The sequence below is a fragment of the Flavivirga spongiicola genome (assembly GCF_030540825.1).
Classification (GTDB): Bacteria; Bacteroidota; Bacteroidia; order Flavobacteriales; family Flavobacteriaceae; genus Flavivirga; species Flavivirga spongiicola.
Genome location: NZ_JAUOEO010000002.1, coordinates 298935 through 317787, shown reverse-complemented (window position 1 = coordinate 317787; position 18853 = coordinate 298935). Strand labels below are relative to the sequence as shown.

The window sequence follows — 18853 nt, the reverse complement described above, 5'->3', positions numbered from 1 at the left end:
TTATAAGTTTGTTGGAGCTGTTATGGTGTAAGCAGCATACGCTTGTGTTGGGCGTACTTTTTTATTAGGTTCTAATAGCACATAGTCTTTTAATCTAGGAGCTTTAGCCATCGTTTTCTTATTGTGTTTGAAACTAATTTCCATACGAGCTACATCTTCGGTGTCTTTTCCATTATCGTCTACAAAAGGTACTTTAGTAGACAGGTATAATTCCTGCTTTACTAATTGGTGGTTTGCTTTATTGATATAAATGACAATTTTATTATATGGAATTGGCATTTGGTTGTTTTTTAAAACCATTTCATGAACAAGCATATTCCCACTTACTTTTGTGGATGTCTCTTTATAATAGTTAAGAAACGTTGATACATCTAACGGTGATTTTTTTAAGCCTTTGCCAGATATTTCATTATAAACTAAAGTCTTGTTCGCTTTATTTATAGTAAGCTGCGCGTTAGGAAATTGTATAATCTCTGAACCTAAGATCTTGATTTGTGATACAGCCCCATTTTTAGTCATGGTACCTTCATACGATTCGGTAAGATGATTTCCAGTATGTCCTTTGTACATGTTATATTTTACTTGAAGATTAAAGGTTTTAGCTGTTTTATAGTAGGTTTCAACTTTTGCTAAGCTTTCTGCTGCTGTTGGTTGCTGTGCCTGAATTTCAAGGCTTCCTAGAAATAATAGTACAAGACTTAAATAATAATTCATTTTTCTGCTCATCTTAATTTGCTTTTTTAATATTACCTGATCTTGTTTCCTGAATGGTGTATATCCCTTCTTCGGTTTCCTTCTTAACTCTAACAAGACCGCCTTCCAGATCATATTCGTAAAATGTCGCATAATTATTTTCGTCTAACTCAGACATTAAACGCTGGTTTTCGGGGTGATATACAAAGGTTTTCATGTTGCTTTCAAAAGGCAAGATTCTTAAATCATCGAAATAGGCGACTTTGTTGCTATCATTATTTTTTAGAGAAATAATCATTTTCCCCGCGTTCTCTGGAATCCTAAAATCTGCAGTCACTTTTTGCCATTTGTCTATGATTTCACCATGAGGTACTAGTGGAACTGGTGCTCCAATAGGTGTATTAGCTTCATCTACAAAACTAACCTCTATCACGGCCTGATTGTATGATATGGGTGATTGATTAGCGACTTCGTTGTACTCTAAATCGGTTGCAGTTTGTTTCATTATATTTGAATCGGAAAATGTACTTACCTGACTTACTTCATGTGCTGGCTCTTTAACTTGTTTAAAATCGGCATAGATTTTTAACACGCCAGCAGTAACCTCAGCTTTAGTAAACTTTAAAAATTCATCCGTCGTATTACCATCGTTATCCAATAAAGGATAACGATTCAAGTCTCCAGTTTCTTCAACACCATTTCTTATAATATTTGGTGTTTTATAAACAATTTGACGATCTTTTGTTTCATTTAAATAAAATGAAAAACCAATGGCTCTACCATAAGCATCATTAATCTTTGTAAAGTCGTAAACCTTTAATTCTTTTTCACTGGCACCTAAGTCTTCAATGTAAGCCATTAAAGGCGCCAAATCCTGAGGTGTTTCGCCACTGGAAAATACAGGTTTATATATCGCAGGAATATCATGCAATTGGTCATCATCACTCAATAGCCTATTTTTTAAATGATTAAGAAGATCTACAAATAGTACACTCTCTGAGCTACCGTTAAAAGGTATTTCGCTTATGGTTTCCGTGGTTACCTCACGCTCATTTAACCAGGCATCTATAACATAACGCTCGTTTAGTTCTGGTCTAAATAGTTCGCATCCTAAAAGCGGGTCTACAGGTTCGTCAACCAACACTACAGTAACACCTACACGGTTACCACCTGGACATTGTGTGTCAGTTTGGATTTGTTCGGCATAATAAATTTGTCCATTTGTATCTAAAGGAATGGTACCCCCGTATTGATTCCCTCCTGTTGCCTGACTATACCATACAACATCATAACCACTTGTTTTTAAATTTTCAACCTTTGGAGATGCATTGATATTAAAGGTTTGCGTAGTTTCATTTATTACAAGTTGTTTTACGGGCATTAAATTTACCTGTACTGCTAATCGCTTTGGGCTTTCCTCCCCATTATTGGTATCCAACTGTGCTATATAATATGTAGTCTCATGTAAAAGTGGCGTTGTTTGATCTAAAGGTGAACCGCCTTCAGCACTTGCATACCATACAGCAAACAACCCATCTTCTAATTGTAAAACAATATCGCTTAATTCAGAGCCTTCACATAAGAATTGTATTTGCTCGCCTTTAGGAGGAATGACACCAATGGTAATGGTCACAGGTAAACGACAGCTATTACCTGCTTCTGCCCCATTATATGATGATGCATAATATGTTTGTCCATCAACCAACTCGGTATCACTTAACGCTGTAGTACTAGTATTTGAATTATACCAAAATACAGGTTGGCCACCATTAACCACATCAATGTCTGAAATTGTAGGTACTGGCGCATAAATGCTAAATGCCTGTTCTTTATCTCCTTCTGGTGCACTGTAGACAGTTACAGCCGCTTCCGTTCGGGTACTCATACCATCAGTAGTATCGTCCCACCAATAAGAAACGCCTCCTGTGTTTTCTGCTGCTTCTATAATTTCATCTATATTGTTATATGCTGTCCCTCCTGTTTCGGTTGCATACCATAAAATATTACTACCTGAAGGTGTTAAATCCGTTACTGTAGGGTAATCTTCCAATTCACTAAGACAAAAGGTGTTATTATTTATTGCAGCAGGGTTAACAGTCAAAGTAATGGTATGACGTTCTAGAGTAAGCCCTGTAACGATACTATTTGTAGCTAACATATGGTATACGCCTGCATCGGTTAAAGCCACTGGATTTATAGTATAATCTTTACTGGTTGCTCCTACAATTGCTACGCCATCTTTATACCATTGATAACTATTATTGGAACTGCTTAAACTGGTTGTGAATGTGTAACTTGTTCCTTCTGTAACTGTTGGGGTTTCTACTTGGTCTACTTTGGCTTGGGGGATGTATTGATAGCCAGATAAATTACCAACGTATGTAGTATGCTCTGTTTCAAAATCATTAAATATAAAGGCATTTTCTTGAAATCGAAATCTATTCAAGGAAGGTATTAAACTTATAGAAGGTGGTATTGTTCCAGATAACTGGTTGGTTTCTAAATATAAATAAATTAATGATGACAAGTTACCAAGAGTATCTGGTAAAGGTCCTTCCAATTGATTAGATTGTAGTTGTAAATATTGCAATAATGACAAATTCCCAAAACTTGAAGGTATTTCTCCTGTAAGTTGGTTATCATTTAAAGTCATATTTGTAAGATTGGATAGATTGCCGAGGCTTGATGGTATAGAACCAGATAGTTGGTTGGAATTTAAATGTAGGTATTTTAAAGCAGGTAAATTACCAAGGCTAGTTGGTATGGAGCCCGATAACTGATTCACATATAAATTTAAAGTTTGAAGACTAGATAAATTTCCTAGCTGAGGTGGTATAACTCCTTCTAATTGATTACCACTTAAACCTAAAAGCAATAAATTGGTGAGCCCCCCTAGACTTTCCGGAATATTTCCTGACAACAGATTGTTAGCCAAATACAAATGTTTTAATGATGATAAATTACCTAGCTCGAACGGTATAGATCCTGTTAATTGATTCGTGTTAAATTGTAAAAATTTAAGATTCGATAAATCTCCTAGTTGAGAGGGAATGGTTCCTGCAATCTGATTATCATATAAAAACAATCCTTCAAGATTAGGTAAATCTTTTAACTGAGATGATAAAGTCCCTATTAAATTGTTACCATTAAGATCCAACCATGTTACATGACCACTCGTAACCGTCACACCATACCAATCACAAACAGGTATATTAATATCCCAAGGTTGGTTATTGGCCAAGGTATTGGTCCAATTAGCTCCTCCTGTAGCATTATATAAAGCCATTAAAGCATCACGCTCGGCTGTAGATACACCACAAGTATCTGCTGTTACCCCTAGGGTAATTGTATGACGCTCTAAAGTAAGCCCTGTAATAATACTGTTAGTAGCTATTACATGGTATACACCTGCATCTGTTAAAGCCACTGGATTTATGGTGTAATCTTTACTGGTTGCTCCCACAATTGCTGCGCCATCTTTATACCATTGGTAACTATTATTGGGACTGCTTAAACTGGTTGTAAATGTATAGCTATTGCCTTCTAAAATTGTTGGGGTTTCTACTTGATCTACTTTGGCCTGTGGGCTGTAAGTGTACGTTGATACATTAGTGTCATAAAAAACATGCTCATTTTCGAAATTGCTAAAAACAAAACCATTATTATGAAAGTTAAGTATAGTAAGATTTGCTAAAGTGTTTATATTAGTAGGAATATCTCCTGTTAATTGATTATTGTTTAATTGTAATCTTTGAAGATTTGTTAAGCCATCAAAAGTATTCGGGATTTCTCCAGTTAGTTGATTACTGTATAAACGTAAATGAAGGAGGTTAGATAAATTACCTAAATCTGCAGGAATTAATCCAGTTAAAGAGTTGTTGTTTAAATATAGATATTTAAGGTTAACTAAATTACCAAGACTAGTCGGAATTTGACCGCTTAACTGGTTTGAAAATAAATATAGCGTTGTAAGACTTGTTAAGCCTCCAAAAGTACTTGGAATAGTACCTGTTAATTGATTACTATTTAAATACAAATGAGTAAGATTTGCTAAACTCCCTAATTCACTTGGAATACTGCCTGCTAATAGATTATCATTCAATTGTAATCTAGATAAGGCCTGTAGGTTACCAAAGCTTGAAGGGATAGATTCAAGCTGATTATGATTTAAATACAAATTACCGAGACCAATTAAATTCCCTAATTCACCTGGAATATCTCCAGATAATTGATTGTTGTTTAATTGTAAATTACCAAGATTGATTAAGCCTCCCAATTCACTTGGAATTGCTCCAGACAATTGATTAACAGATAAAGTCAATTTAGTTAGACTTGATAAATTACCCAATTCAGGAGAAATAGCTCCTACCAACTGGTTATTAGGAAGTACTAATTCAGTAACATTTCCATTTGTAACCGTCACCCCATACCAGTCGCAAACAGGCACATTAATATCCCAAGGTTGATTACTAGCTAAGGTATTAGTCCAATTAGCACCATCTGTAGCATTATATAAAGCCATTAAAGCATCTCGCTCGGCAGTGGATACGCCGCAAGTATCTGCTGTTACAGCTAAGGTAATCGTATGACGCTCTAAAGTAAGTCCTGTTACTATACTATTAGTAGCTAATACATGGTATACACCTGCATCTGTTAAAGCCACTGAATTTATGATGTAATCTTTACTGGTGGCTCCAACAATTGCCACGCCATCTTTATACCATTGGTAACTATTATTGGGACTGCTTAAGCTTGTTGTAAATGTATAACTATTGCCTTCTAAAATTGTTGGGGTTTCAACTTGGTCTACTTTGGCTTGGGGGCTATAGGTATATGCTGTTATTTTAGAAGCATAAGTATTATGTTCTGTTTCAAAATCATTAAATACGAAGGCATTATTTTGAAATTTAAAATTATCTACAAAGCTTAATATATCTTTTAATCCACTTGGAATATTTCCTGTTAATTGATTACTGTCAAATCTCAAAGTTTTTAAACTAGTTAAGTTTTCAAATTGCAACGGAATATTGCCTGTTAAATCATTACCCTGCAATAGCAATTGTTCTAATGATGTTAAGTTTCCCAATTCTGTTGGTATATTACCAGAAAGTTGATTACTATATAATTCCAATACAGTCAGGAAAGACAAACTTCCTAACTGCGTTGGAATTGTACCCGTTAACTGATTACTACCAAGGTATAAAAACCGAAGATTAGATAAGTCTCCTAACTGCGTTGGAATATTTCCTGTTAGTTGATTATTATATAAATGCAAATGTGTAAGATTAGATAAATCACCAAGTTGAGATGGAAGAGTTCCTGTTAATTGATTTGTATAAAAATATATCCTTTTAAGTTGTGATAAGTTTCCTAATTCAGGTGGTATACTGCCTGTTAATTGATTCTGGTTTAAATACAAGTGTGTAAGATTTGATAAGTTTTCTAACTCAATTGGAATATTACCCGCTAACTGATTACCATTAAGTTCTAATCTTGTAACCCCCCCATTAGTTACCGTCACCCCATACCAATCACAAACAGGCACATTAATATCCCAAGGTTGGTTATTGGCTAAGGTATTGGTCCAATTAGCACCATCTGTAGCATTATATAAAGCCATTAAAGCATCCCGCTCGGCAGTAGATACACCGCAAGTATCTGCTGTTACTGCTAGGGTAATTGTGTTACGCTCTAAAGTAAGTCCTGTGACAATACTGTTTGTAGCTATGACATGGTATACACCTGCATCTGTTAAAGCTACTGGATTAATAGTATAATCTTTATTGGTAGCGCCAACAATTGCTGCACCGTCTTTATACCATTGGTAACTGTTATTGGGACTGCTTAAACTTGTCGTAAATGTGTAACTATTACCTTCTAGAATTGTTGGTGTTTCAACTTGATCTACTTTGGCTTGAGGGCTGTAATTATAAGTTATAAGGTTGTTAGTATAAGAAATATGCTCGTTTTCAAAATCGCTAAATACAAAACTATTAGTATCGAAATAGAAATAATTTAAAGTACTTATTAAATTTATTGAGAGTGGAATATTTCCTGTTAATTGGTTATTAAGAAAAGATAAATTCTCAAGAGCAGATAAGTTTCCTAATTCTGAGGGTATAGTGCCTGATAAATTATTTTCACCAAGCCATAAGGTCTTTAACTTAATAAGGTTACCTAAGCTTACAGGAATACTACCTGTTAATTGATTTGTAGATAAGTGCAAAAACTCAAGATCAGATAAATTTTCTAATTCAGTAGGAATATTTCCCACTAGCTGATTATTAGAAAGTCCCAACCTAATAACACTTCCATTAGTAACCGTCACCCCATACCAATCACAAACGGGAGCAGACGTTCCCCAGTTAGTATTATTAGTCCAATTAGTACCATCTGTAGCATTATATAAAGCCATTAAAGCATCACGCTCGGCTGTAGACACACCGCAAGGATCTGCTGTTACAGCTAGGGTAATCGTATTACGCTCTAAAGTAAGTCCAGTTACTATACTATTAGTAGCTAATACATGGTACACTCCTGCATCTGTTAAAGCCATAGAATTTATGGTGTAATCTTTACTGGTGGCTCCAACAATTGCTACGTCATCTTTATACCACTGGTAACTATTATTGGGACTGCTTAAGCTTGTTGTAAATGTATAACTATTGCCTTCTAGAATTGTTGGTGTTTCAACTTGATCTACTTTGGCTTGGGGGCTGTAACTATATGATGTTAGGTTTGTTGTGTAAGTATTGTGTTCGTTTTCGAAATTACTAAAAACAAAAGCATTTGTATTGAACCAAAGACGAGTTAAAGAACTTGAAAATGCAGGAATGTCTCCTGTAAGTTGGTTATTATCTAATTGTAAAATACTTAAATTAGATAAGTTACCAAACTCTGGTGATATAGTTCCACTTAATTGATTAGCTGAAAGAGCCAAGATTTCAAGATTAGATAAGTCACCAAACTCTAACGGTATCGATCCACTTAATTGATTATTTTTTAAATCTAAATGGAGCAATGATTCTAGAGCTCCATACTCTGGGGGTATAGAACCACTAAACTGATTAAGATGAGCGTAAAAATATTTAAGATTAGATAAACTACCAAGTTCTGGGGGTAATTCGCTTAATTGATTTCTATACAAAAGTAAAGATTCAAGATTAGATAGGTTACCAATTTCTGGAGGTATAGCTCCATTTAGTTGATTATCAAAAAACATTATTGCCTTTAAATTAGGTAAATCACTTATATTTGAAGGTATAGTTCCTATTAATTGATTATTATGAAGATCCAACTCTGTAACATTCCCATTAACAACCGTCACCCCATACCAATCACAAACGGGAGCAGACGTTCCCCAGTTAGTATTATTAGTCCAATTAGCACCATCTGTAGCATTATATAAAGCCATTAAAGCATCCCGCTCGGTAGTAGATACAACACAAGTATCTGCTGTTACCCCTAGGGTAATTGTATTTCGTTCTAAAGTAAGCCCAGTAACAATACTGTTTGTAGCTACTACATGGTATACACCTGCGTCTGTTAAAGCTACTGGATTAATAGTATAATCTTTACTGGTGGCTCCAACAATTGCCGTACCATCTTTATACCATTGGTAACTATTATTGGGACTACTTAAACTTGTTGTAAATGTGTAACTATTACCTTCTGTGACTGTTGGTGTTTCAACTTGATCTACTTTGGCTTGGGGGGTGTATCCGTAATTAGTTAAATTACTTATATAGGTAGGATGTTCGCTTTCGAAATCCCTGAAAATAAAATTGTTATTTTGAAACCTAAATATATTTAAAGATGTAATTAAACTTATCGAAGAAGGTATATTGCCTGTTAATTTATTATCATATATATACAAATACTGTAATGACGATAAATTTCCAAATTCTAGTGGAATTGATCCTTCTAATTGGTTATCAGACAGAGTTAAATTCTGTAATAATGATAAACTACCAAACTCTGATGGAATAGACCCTGTTAATTTATTAGAACCTAATGATAAATTCAATAATGATGATAAATTACCCAGCTCTGGTGGAATAGATCCCGTTAATAGATTATTAAACAGAGATAAAGTATGTAATAATGGTAAACTACCGAGCTCTGGTGGAATAGACCCTGTTAATTTATTAGAACCTAATGATAAATTCAATAATGATGATAAATTACCAAGTTCTGAAGGTATTGTTCCTGTCAATTGATTACCATTGAAATTTAGAGTTGTAAGACTCGATAAACTTCCTAGTTGAGAAGGAATAGAACCACTCAATTGGTTACTACCTAATAGTAAGGAAGTTAAATTAGATAAATTCCCTAACTCCACTGGAATGGAGCCTGTTAATTGATTTGAATATAAGGTAATAGAACTAAGATTCGTTAAATTTCCTATTGAAAATGGGATTGATCCAGTTAAGTCATTTTGCATTAAGGCTAATGATGTCAGATTAGTCAAGTTTCCTATAGTTGAAGGGATTGGTCCTGAAAGATTATTAAAAGGCAGGTATAAAGAACTAAGACTGGATAAATTTCCTATTTCTGATGGAATAGAATTTGTTAACTGATTATTATTTAACCTTAATAATGAAAGATTGGATAAATTCCCTATCTGAGATGGTATTGACCCTATTAAATTATTAGTACCCAAATCTAAGCTTACAAGATTAGGTAAATTACCTATTTCTGTGGGTATTGATCCAGATAAATTGTTGTTTTTTAGATCTAAAACCCAAACTGTCCCATTAGTAACCGTCACCCCATACCAATCACTTACACATGCCGTTGTATTCCAATTCGTGTTGTTTGTCCAGTTTGCTCCATCTGTAGCGTTATATAATGCTATTAAAGCATCACGTTCTGCTGTTGGTACATCTGTGGCACATTGACTATATCCATAGTTGCTTATAAATAAGATCGATATGAATAAAAATATATTATAATATGTTTTTTTCATGATATATAATCAGGTTTTATTGCTAATAACTAAATTGTAATTTATGTAAAATGATAACTTGGAAAATGCCATTATTAACAGGTTGCATTGTTAGACTTTGATTTCATACAGAAGCTTTTTTAGTTTAATTAATCCGGAAGTTCAGAATCAAATAACTTATTATCTTGGTATGATTCTCCATGGCACCCCTTACTTTTATAAACCGTAAGCGTTAAAAACGTTTTAGAAACATAGTCATGGAAACTGTCTTGTAACTCTATAGCTGTTTTTAAATAGCTTTTATCTTTACGTTGCCCCCATAATTCAAACTGCCCAAAATATTTACCTGTAGCATCAAAATTTATTTCAACTTCTTTACCATCAGGGTTATCTGCTCCATCATCTCCTATTTTTACACCATCTAAGAATATAACAAAACCGCCACGTGGCCTTTCAGAAATATGAAACTTAAGGTATCCTTTACCATTTGGAGTACCATCAACAGTAAAAGTCATTTGTTTACTACAACTATTATTTAACCTTCCTGTTTTAATCACGTTGGACATTTCTGGAACGGCCTCGTCATCACAGACATCACCTATTAAATCCCCATCGTAATCTTTTTGGTTTTTATTCCATGTATAAGGACAGTTATCTTCTTCATTTGGTATACCGTCACCGTCTACATCGGCATCTGCTGCTTCAATTCCCAGAAGCTCTACTTCTTTATCAGCCAGACTATTATTTGGGAGTAGTAAACTGCTATGTCCCGTATGGGCTTGATCTGTGGATAACTGAATCCCGCCTGCCCCATCATTATCTACATTTTCTTTGAAATTAAAATGTCCGTTTTCAGAATTTAAATAGCTATAATCCTCAAAGTTATCTGCTCCCATATAACGATATTTACTATTGGAAGCTACAGCCGTTGGTAATGTGAAATTATAACCATACTGGGCAGACGAATATCTATCAAGAGCATCTTTGTTTTCTATTTCGGCTCCATATGGACTGTACTGGGTCACTTCGCTGGCAAACGTCCAATAATTTATTATATCGGGGGTTTGCTCATTTATGACTGCGGGGTTTACAGCCCATTGTGTATCTCCAGAACCTAAGCTGTAAAAAGGTGTAAACTCTTTAAAATAACCTTCTTTTCTTGTATGTTTTCTAACCGTATTGCTTCCTTCTTTTACATCTGTGCGTTCGGTTAAATAGGCGTATGATTTTTCCGCACGCCATTCTCCATTTGCATTATACAAGTAGGGATTAAATTTATATTCTTCTATGGCTAAATTTGCTAAAACATCTTCATTGACATTAGCATTTGGAATAAATGGCAGGTTATTTTCACATTGACAGTTCCAAAAATCATTGTAAGCAACCGCACTGGCGTTAACAATACGCAAGTTGTTTACAGCTGGGGCTGTAGCTAACTGTGAGAATGTTGCGGTATCTATATTAAGATAATTGTCATTGGCATCCTTTTTTAAAGGGTTGCTCATCATGGTTATAGATCCCATATTGCCCATTTGCTGGTTACGGTACCCCGAGCGCACTATTTTAAAGTTTATATTTTCCTGTATGGTATAGCCCTCGCTTTTATTTGCTACGCTACCGTCTTTGTCCATTAAGAGCACGCCTGTACCTGCGTCGTTAAACCCTACCACCCACAAACGTTCTGTAGTATTTCCATAGGATGCCATAAGCTCGTCTCCCAATGTTAGATACTTATCGGCATTTGGTAACATAAAGTAATCTCCAGAAGGTGTTAAAGTTCCTTTAATACCTAAATTTTTAGAGGCTTGCCCCATATTATTATAGGCCCAATAGGCTGGGAAGTTGAAATTATAATAAGTATCATCAAACTCATTAATGGTTTTGGTTAGAATAACCTGTCCGGTTTCTGCATCCCAAGCTTCGTTTACCGTAGACACTTTAGACCCTAAATCGGTTGCTATTTTTTCTTTTAAAACCGATGTGGTATGCACTGTTTTAGTAGTAATGACACTGTGAGCGATGTTTTCCTGTTTTGTTAAAACTGGAAATGCCGTCCAAATGATCAGAACAAAAAGGGTAAACGGGATGGCTACTACATTTGCATTAACCCCTTTTGTTTCAGATTTAGAATAAGCTTCTCTAAAATCAGTAATAACATCATAATCCACGCCTATTTCTTTATTTATTACTTCACCGTTTTTACTTATTGTTGGGAGCACATTATTAAGAACACTTGCATTTGCTAGCTGATTATTCGTATCATCTTTTACCTTGGTACTATATTTATATGTTACAGAAGAAATAGGTGTACTCATTCCTTCCTGATAGACGTTTTGAGATTTCATTTTACCATCCATATCATTCGTATGGACGACATAACCTTGTGATAAAGTAAACTCATTTTTCACTTTTACTGGCAATCCAAAAAGTCCGCCAATAAGTTGCTCTAATACGTTATTTTGATTACTGGCATAGTGGCTATCTATATCGGTATAATCTACTTTTGTTGGAAAGTCTTTTGTAGTATAAAACTCAGAGATGACCTCACCCGTAGCATGTCTTTTAATGTCTGGACGTTCTAAATTCTTTACTGAGACACGACTATAAGTAACTTTAGAGTGTGGAAAAAATGCTTTTCCAAAAGGTTTTTCTACATAACTGACTTCCCGAGGAGCAATAAGACGTTCTGCTTTATCATAGAAAGGTTCTACAAAGGGATTTTCTGCGCTATCGTTAGGCTCGAAAGTTGCGACCCCGCTGGAACTATTATCTTCTAATGTATAGTTATAAGTCTGTCCATAGGTTTGCATGTCGCTCCCTGTTGCCATAGTATCCCAATGATCATTCATGACTAACTGCTTTACCCGTGAACCACCTCCTAGTTTATACAGCTTTGGTGTTGATAGTCGAATCCAGGATTTTTCAGGAATAAAATTTTGAGCACATCGTTTGTTTCTCAGTTTTTTATTAGGCCCCGTGAATATTTCACCTATGGCACCTATGCTAGACACTAATTTTTTTGCAATGGTTACCGCATTTTCTGTTCTATGATCTTGATTTAAACCATATACAATCCCATTTAAATACTGCCTTCCAAAATACCAACCTGCTTTTGATATGGGGTTTACCTGACTGGGGCCACTAGTTCCTCCTTCCATATCGGTAGTCGCCATGGGCACAGCCGCATAAAAATTGCCTGAACTGGCAGGCGATTCGAAAACATTGACATTACCTCCTAAATTAAAATAACCAGTCACATAATCATAATCACTACTATTAGAGTTAAGAGCCCCTCTTTTAGTCATATTCACTAAAAAACGAAAGTAGATTGGTTTCTCGTCTTGATTGTTTAAATACTTTTGTTTAAATATTTCTGATGAAATTGGGCTTGTTTCATCTTCTAATTTTACATATAAATAAGTGGATGGAACAACGCCTTGATATAACGAGTGGTTATTTTCTGGATCTGCTGGACTATCATTAGTACCTGCTCCTACCACTTTAAACATTTCCATAGTTGGTCTATCCTGCACATATTGATAGTCATCACTTTCATAAGTTAAATCAATGGAGCCTCCAGACGGTAATTCTATGGCAGTTAATGACCACGAAGCAGCGTATTGATCTTGTAGTGTTTTATCATCTTGATCTACAAAAGGGAATTCTGAAGTCGTTATTGGATCCTGTGTGTTACAGCCACCTAGAGCATTTGGCTTATAATTCCCCCAAATATCAAAAGCTTTTAAGTTATAATCCGGGTTATAATTTAAGTCATCTTCATTATAGCTAAACGTATAAGGGGTATGTTTCCCCATCAAAGAGGTACGGTATGTAAAATAAACTTTTTTTAGAGTAAGCTTCCCTTTATTAGCATTGATGTTTATTCCATCTACATCTATAATAGTTCCTGTATTATTAGGAAGGTTACCACATAAAGCATAATTATATTCAAAATAGGCGGTTTTAATTGGAGATAGTTGATCTATACTAGGATCATTATCTGGATCTTCATCTTCAAGTACTTCTTTGAAATCTTCATATTCCGGTTTGGAATACAATCTAATCTCATCAATCTTTTGTAACCTTCCTAAACCAGCACCACCATTATGGTCATTGACCCCTATAGCATCTTCTCTATCTGATAATTTAAAAATAGCTACATGCGTTTTGGTCTCTATTTTGTCTATATATTTTATCTCTTTTTTACCGTAGAGATAACTTCCTTTTTGATCTGCTCGATTACTTCTTAACCCCTCATTATAAGAAGCCTCATTTAGACCAAAGGGAATACGCCATTGAAAGTCTTCATCTTGCTTCTTATATTTAAAAAGTGTATAGGCTCCCAAATCATCATCGGTAGGACCATTACCTGTTAAATCTTCGTAATCTGAAGATAATACAGAGGACAATAAATAGGTATGTGCGTAAGCTGGGGTAATTACTCTGTCATAAAAATGATCAATGCCTGCTTTATTGTTTGTTGAGTTATCTCCTGGGTTATAGGTTACAATGCCAGTCGCGCAATCAAAGTTATTAGAATTGGTCGCAAAAGTGACTTCTTGTTTTTCTGTATTATATGCTGTTTCTCCAAACACGTAGGTAGAACCATCTGGTTTTAACATTCTAAGTTCTGCTGTATGGTGTTCGGCAGCGTTTGCATTAATGTGTTCTAGTGCATAATCTCCTGTGTAAAAATCACGCAACTCACTGACTGTTACTTTCTGTACGGATTGATTTCGAACATCTCTTGTTGTTCTTTTAAATTTCCCTCCAGAAGTGGTTTCAAAAGATTGTACCGGATGACTAGGAATATTGTCTGTATCATATTCTTTAACCCTAAAATTGGTAGTTGCATATCTATTAAAACCTGTGCCTCCTATATTAACAGCCATCGGTTTATCTCCTTTTAACTGACTGGTGTAAAGGCTTCTTTCATGATCGACTTTATTCTCTCCTACGTATTTAAAATATACAGGCTCATAATCTAAATTAGATGATGATTTATTCTCATTTTCATTTTTAAACGTATTAGAGGCTCTTGTTTCCCAAACGCCCGTATGACTTTTTGAAGGGGCCGCTACAAAATTTGCTCCCACATGCCAAGAAGGCCCACCTTCAAACTCGCCACCTAAACTAAGTCCTAAACTTTCATCTTTTACATATTCATCATAAATTTGTCCTATTTGACTACGATGGGCTCTAAACATGCCATTAATCCCTTGTCCATTCACACTATACAAATCATATGTATAATTAGTATAAGGCAATGCCAGCATATTTTTACTAATCACCCTGTCATTCTCTCTATTATAATCTAAGACATCATTTTTTGTCGCCAATCCTGTAAACTCATAGCCATAGGCCTTCTCTTTTTTAGTCTTATCTTTTATTTTTTGAACAGAGGCCGTTGCTGATATTTCTCCTTCACCATCTACTCCCCATAAATCTACACCTGTTGAAAACGAAAATGTGCTGTTAAAGTCTTGAAAAGCACTTCGTTTTCTTGGCGTTAATGTAACACTAGAAAAAGATAAACTTCCAGATGAGACCCCAAAAGATTCAGAAGTTTTTGCTATTGTCTCGCTCTTTGTACTCAATTTATAGGTAGCAGATGCAGAAGCACTTAAAGAAAAAGATGTTAAACCTTTATTTGAGTTATAAGACAACCCTGCATTTAATCTTCCTCCAACTGATAAGTTATCTATATATGGGAGGTTGGCTTTCGCACTTAGAGATGGAGAAATAGTAGCTCCTTCGGTTGCTGATGTTTGCACATTCATACCCACAGTTACATAATCACCCAAATCTAAAGACAAACCATAAGATGGTTTAAAACTAATACCATGATAATTATTATATTGTATGCCCATGCCTACCGCAAGACCTCCTTTAACATAATCTTCTGCTTCTAACCCAAAAACCTGACTTGAATACTGCGCACTAATTCCCACCGTAACATTAGGCTTCAAGTTTTTCTCATAAGTCATTTCATCCCCTTTAAAATCATCAGGAATTCCACGTACTTGCCTGTTTATTTGCCCGACGTTTAGGTTCCAACCTAACCCCACCCAAGAGGCTTCCTGATCCATGGTGACTCCAGAGTCGTAAGCCAGATTTAAAGGATATCCGCCAACATCCATGATAGGAATGTTATAGTTAAAATCACCAGTCGATAAATTCACCATATCTGAAGTACCAATGGGTGTAAACGAGTTAAATTCCGGTTGTGAAGGACCACTGGTTAAGGCAAATAAATTGGATGGCTGTACCGTTGTTAACATCAATTGTATTGCTAGATAACTTGCTATAACTTTTGATAGTTTACTGGTTCTTATTGTATAAATCATAACTTAGATTATTATAACTTTATTAATTATTCTAGTTTCTTTCTAGATTTTTAATTTGTTCTTTTTGAAGGTCTAGTGTGTTTTTCAGATGTAAAATATAAAGTGTCAACTCTTCAATTTTTTCAAGGAGCTTCACATTCATTTCTCCTAATTTCACTCCATTTTCTTCCACTTCTTTAGCAGATGGAATATTGGGTAAATGCCCTTTACTTTTAATGTAATTCTTTACTTGCTTAAGCGTAAGCAGATCATGATCTTTAGTAAACACATAATCTGGCCAGTCATTCAAATCAACCCGGATTTCTTTGGCATGAATATTACCATTAACTGCTAGTTTTTCATCTGGTGTATTGGTACCGATACCCACATTACCTGTATTGTAGTAGACATCTTGGTTGTTCAAAGTCCAGTTTCCTGAACCTCCTCCAGATACTGCATTTGTAGTTATGCTCTCTGTATTGCTAACCACACTTTCATTTCCAGCTGCATCTAATGCGGTGACCGTAAAATTATAAGCGGTTGCTGCTGTAAGTCCTGTTACTTGATAAGTTAAAACATTGCCTAAAGTCGTTTCTAATACTGCATCTTTGTATACTTTGTACCCTGTAACTGCTATATTGTCTGTGGCTGCTGTCCAGCTTAAATCAACGGTAGTATTGGTTTGTGAGGTACTGGATAATGTTGGTGCGGTTGGAGACTGAGTGTCATTATTTGACGTAACATCAAAGGCTGTTTTTATATCTGTTAAGTTAGCAGACATATCTGCTCCTATAATAACATAACCTATTTTGGCATCACCTCGATTCCAACTTTCATCAGTCGCCCATTGTGCTCCCCATAGTGAGAGACTATTATTATTAATAGAAGTAGATCCATTAGAAACAGTATTGGTTGTTGTATCATTAGAAAATATGATATTTGTTGATGAGTTTCTGCTAATTCCTTTTAATCCAGTTCCTGACATATCTTGAATAACTGAACTTCCATTTAATATTTGATCAGACGAAACATTTTCCTGCAATATTCTTAATGAACCATTTGTAGTTCCTAAATTTGCTGCTGTAACAAAATAATTAGATGGAGCTGTAACTACATTTACATAAATACCAGCATTATTCAAAGTATAGTTAACCCCGCCTTGTGACGGATTATATAAAGACAAATACCTAGTTCCATTTGAAGACAACCCGGTGCTGCTGTCTAATAAAGGAACTAAGTCTGATACTACCGAACTACCTTGGTAGGGTATTGCTTTTTGCGTTGGGTTTTTCCAATTAATCATTTTAAACTCTTTAGAGCTTGTTTCTGTAAATACTAAAATGTAATCAGCCAAATTCCATACGCCACTGGCTTTTGCTGAAACCACTTTAGCATTTTGTATGATTTGGTCACTAGAGCTAGGCAATGTATAACCTTGTGTTGTTGCCTCATCTAATATAGCTTGATAATCAGGGTCAAAAGAAGAAGCATTATTTGTAGTAATGTTTAATGTATTACTAACCACACTTTCATTCCCTGCGGCATCTAAAGCGGTTACTGTAAAATTATAAGCGGTTGATGCTGTAAGTCCTGTTACTTGATAAGTTAATACATTGCCTAAAGTAGTTTCTAATACTGCATCTTTATAAACTTTGTATCCGGTAACAGCTATATTATCTGTAGCTGCCGTCCAACTTAAATCGACTGTGGTATCGGTTTGTGCTGAGCTAGATAATGTGGAGGCCGTTGGAGCTTGATTATCACTCGGCGATGCTGCTTGCGGAGCTCCAGCCGTGGCAAAAGTTGCTGGGGTATTTTGATTATTATAAGTACTAGCCGCGTAATCGTCACTAAGTTGTAACGGGCTTATCATTAAGGAAGCTATTTTTCCTTGAAAATGATTAGTATTGTCTCCCCTGGCACCAATGGTCATAACATTGTCGTTAGTACTTGGTGTCCAATTATGAACACTCGGCAAAACGGTAGAATGATCTATATTATTGACTTTATAGTTTCTACCTGAATTCAAATCAATAGTACTTGCTCTAATATAGACCCATTGGTTTTGAGCCGCTAAATCAGCTTTTCTTGAATCACCATTAACACCATCAGTAGCAATATTTGTTGAACTAAAGAATATTATATCCTCTGGTAAAGACTGATCCCCTTTCATTATTTGAACTACTCCAGTGCTATTTATAAGATTAATCATTCTCTGATATGAACTGGTATTATCATAATTTGCCCAAAATGTAATGGTTTGACCGGCAGCCAAATTCCAGTCCGAAATATCTATGGTATGCCTGTCATCTGTACCATTAAAATTAGCTGTTGTACCATCAAAAACACTATCGGCAGTATCGGCAGCAACAGTTTGATTTATTACTTTGTTTCCTGAAGAATCTGTTATACAATCATGACTCACAAAATTGTAATTGGTCCAAACGGCTTGACTTCCATAAGTATCTGTTGCCGCTGGTTGTGTTTCTCCTGTTTTATTATACCATACATATATAGTGGTATCTGCTGTTGCAGAAAGACTTGGTATTTTTACCCAGACCTGACATTTTCTGTTTGAAGACGTTGCATCGGTTATAAATTCTACCACTTCAATTGCTAAGCGATTACTACCGGCTGCGTCACTGGAAAAGCGTAAATCACCACCACCGTTAAGAGCCGAATTTGAACCACCATCTACAATTTCACCATTTAAATGGTCAAGAGTTACTAAAAATGGAAAATCTGTTAAATTAGTAGCTCCTCCTATCTGATTACTATTAATTGTAATAGCCTGCTTTCTATTCCAGTCTTGAAATGACTGAGCTATCATATTGCCTGTAATCATTAAAAAACTTAAAAGAATTATCTTTTTAAACGTAATCATCAT

General features: G+C 35.3%; 4 protein-coding genes. All 4 read right to left on the bottom strand.

Annotated features, from left to right (window positions below; translation table 11 throughout):
- Complete coding sequence (locus tag Q4Q47_RS21275; protein ID WP_303308747.1) at window positions 1-726, bottom strand: RNA-binding protein; 726 nt, start codon at window positions 724-726, stop codon at window positions 1-3.
- A 1-nt stretch (window position 727) separates the two neighbouring features.
- Window positions 728-9661 carry a leucine-rich repeat domain-containing protein gene (locus Q4Q47_RS21270; protein WP_303308746.1) on the bottom strand — a complete coding sequence of 2978 codons (8934 nt, stop codon included), beginning with the start codon at window positions 9659-9661 and terminating at the stop codon, window positions 728-730.
- A 128-nt stretch (window positions 9662-9789) separates the two neighbouring features.
- Complete coding sequence (locus Q4Q47_RS21265; protein ID WP_303308745.1) at window positions 9790-15987, bottom strand: thrombospondin type 3 repeat-containing protein; 6198 nt, start codon at window positions 15985-15987, stop codon at window positions 9790-9792.
- A 31-nt stretch (window positions 15988-16018) separates the two neighbouring features.
- Window positions 16019-18853 carry a fibronectin type III domain-containing protein gene (locus tag Q4Q47_RS21260; protein ID WP_303308744.1) on the bottom strand — a complete coding sequence of 945 codons (2835 nt, stop codon included), beginning with the start codon at window positions 18851-18853 and terminating at the stop codon, window positions 16019-16021.

Bases quoted from the DNA above. Each gene is read 5' to 3' on its own strand.
- Q4Q47_RS21275 (WP_303308747.1), bottom strand. From the start codon at position 726: ATGAGCAGAAAAATGAATTATTATTTAAGTCTTGTACTATTATTTCTA.
- Q4Q47_RS21270 (WP_303308746.1), bottom strand. From the start codon at position 9,661: ATGAAAAAAACATATTATAATATATTTTTATTCATATCGATCTTATTT.
- Q4Q47_RS21265 (WP_303308745.1), bottom strand. From the start codon at position 15,987: ATGATTTATACAATAAGAACCAGTAAACTATCAAAAGTTATAGCAAGT.
- Q4Q47_RS21260 (WP_303308744.1), bottom strand. From the start codon at position 18,853: ATGATGATTACGTTTAAAAAGATAATTCTTTTAAGTTTTTTAATGATT.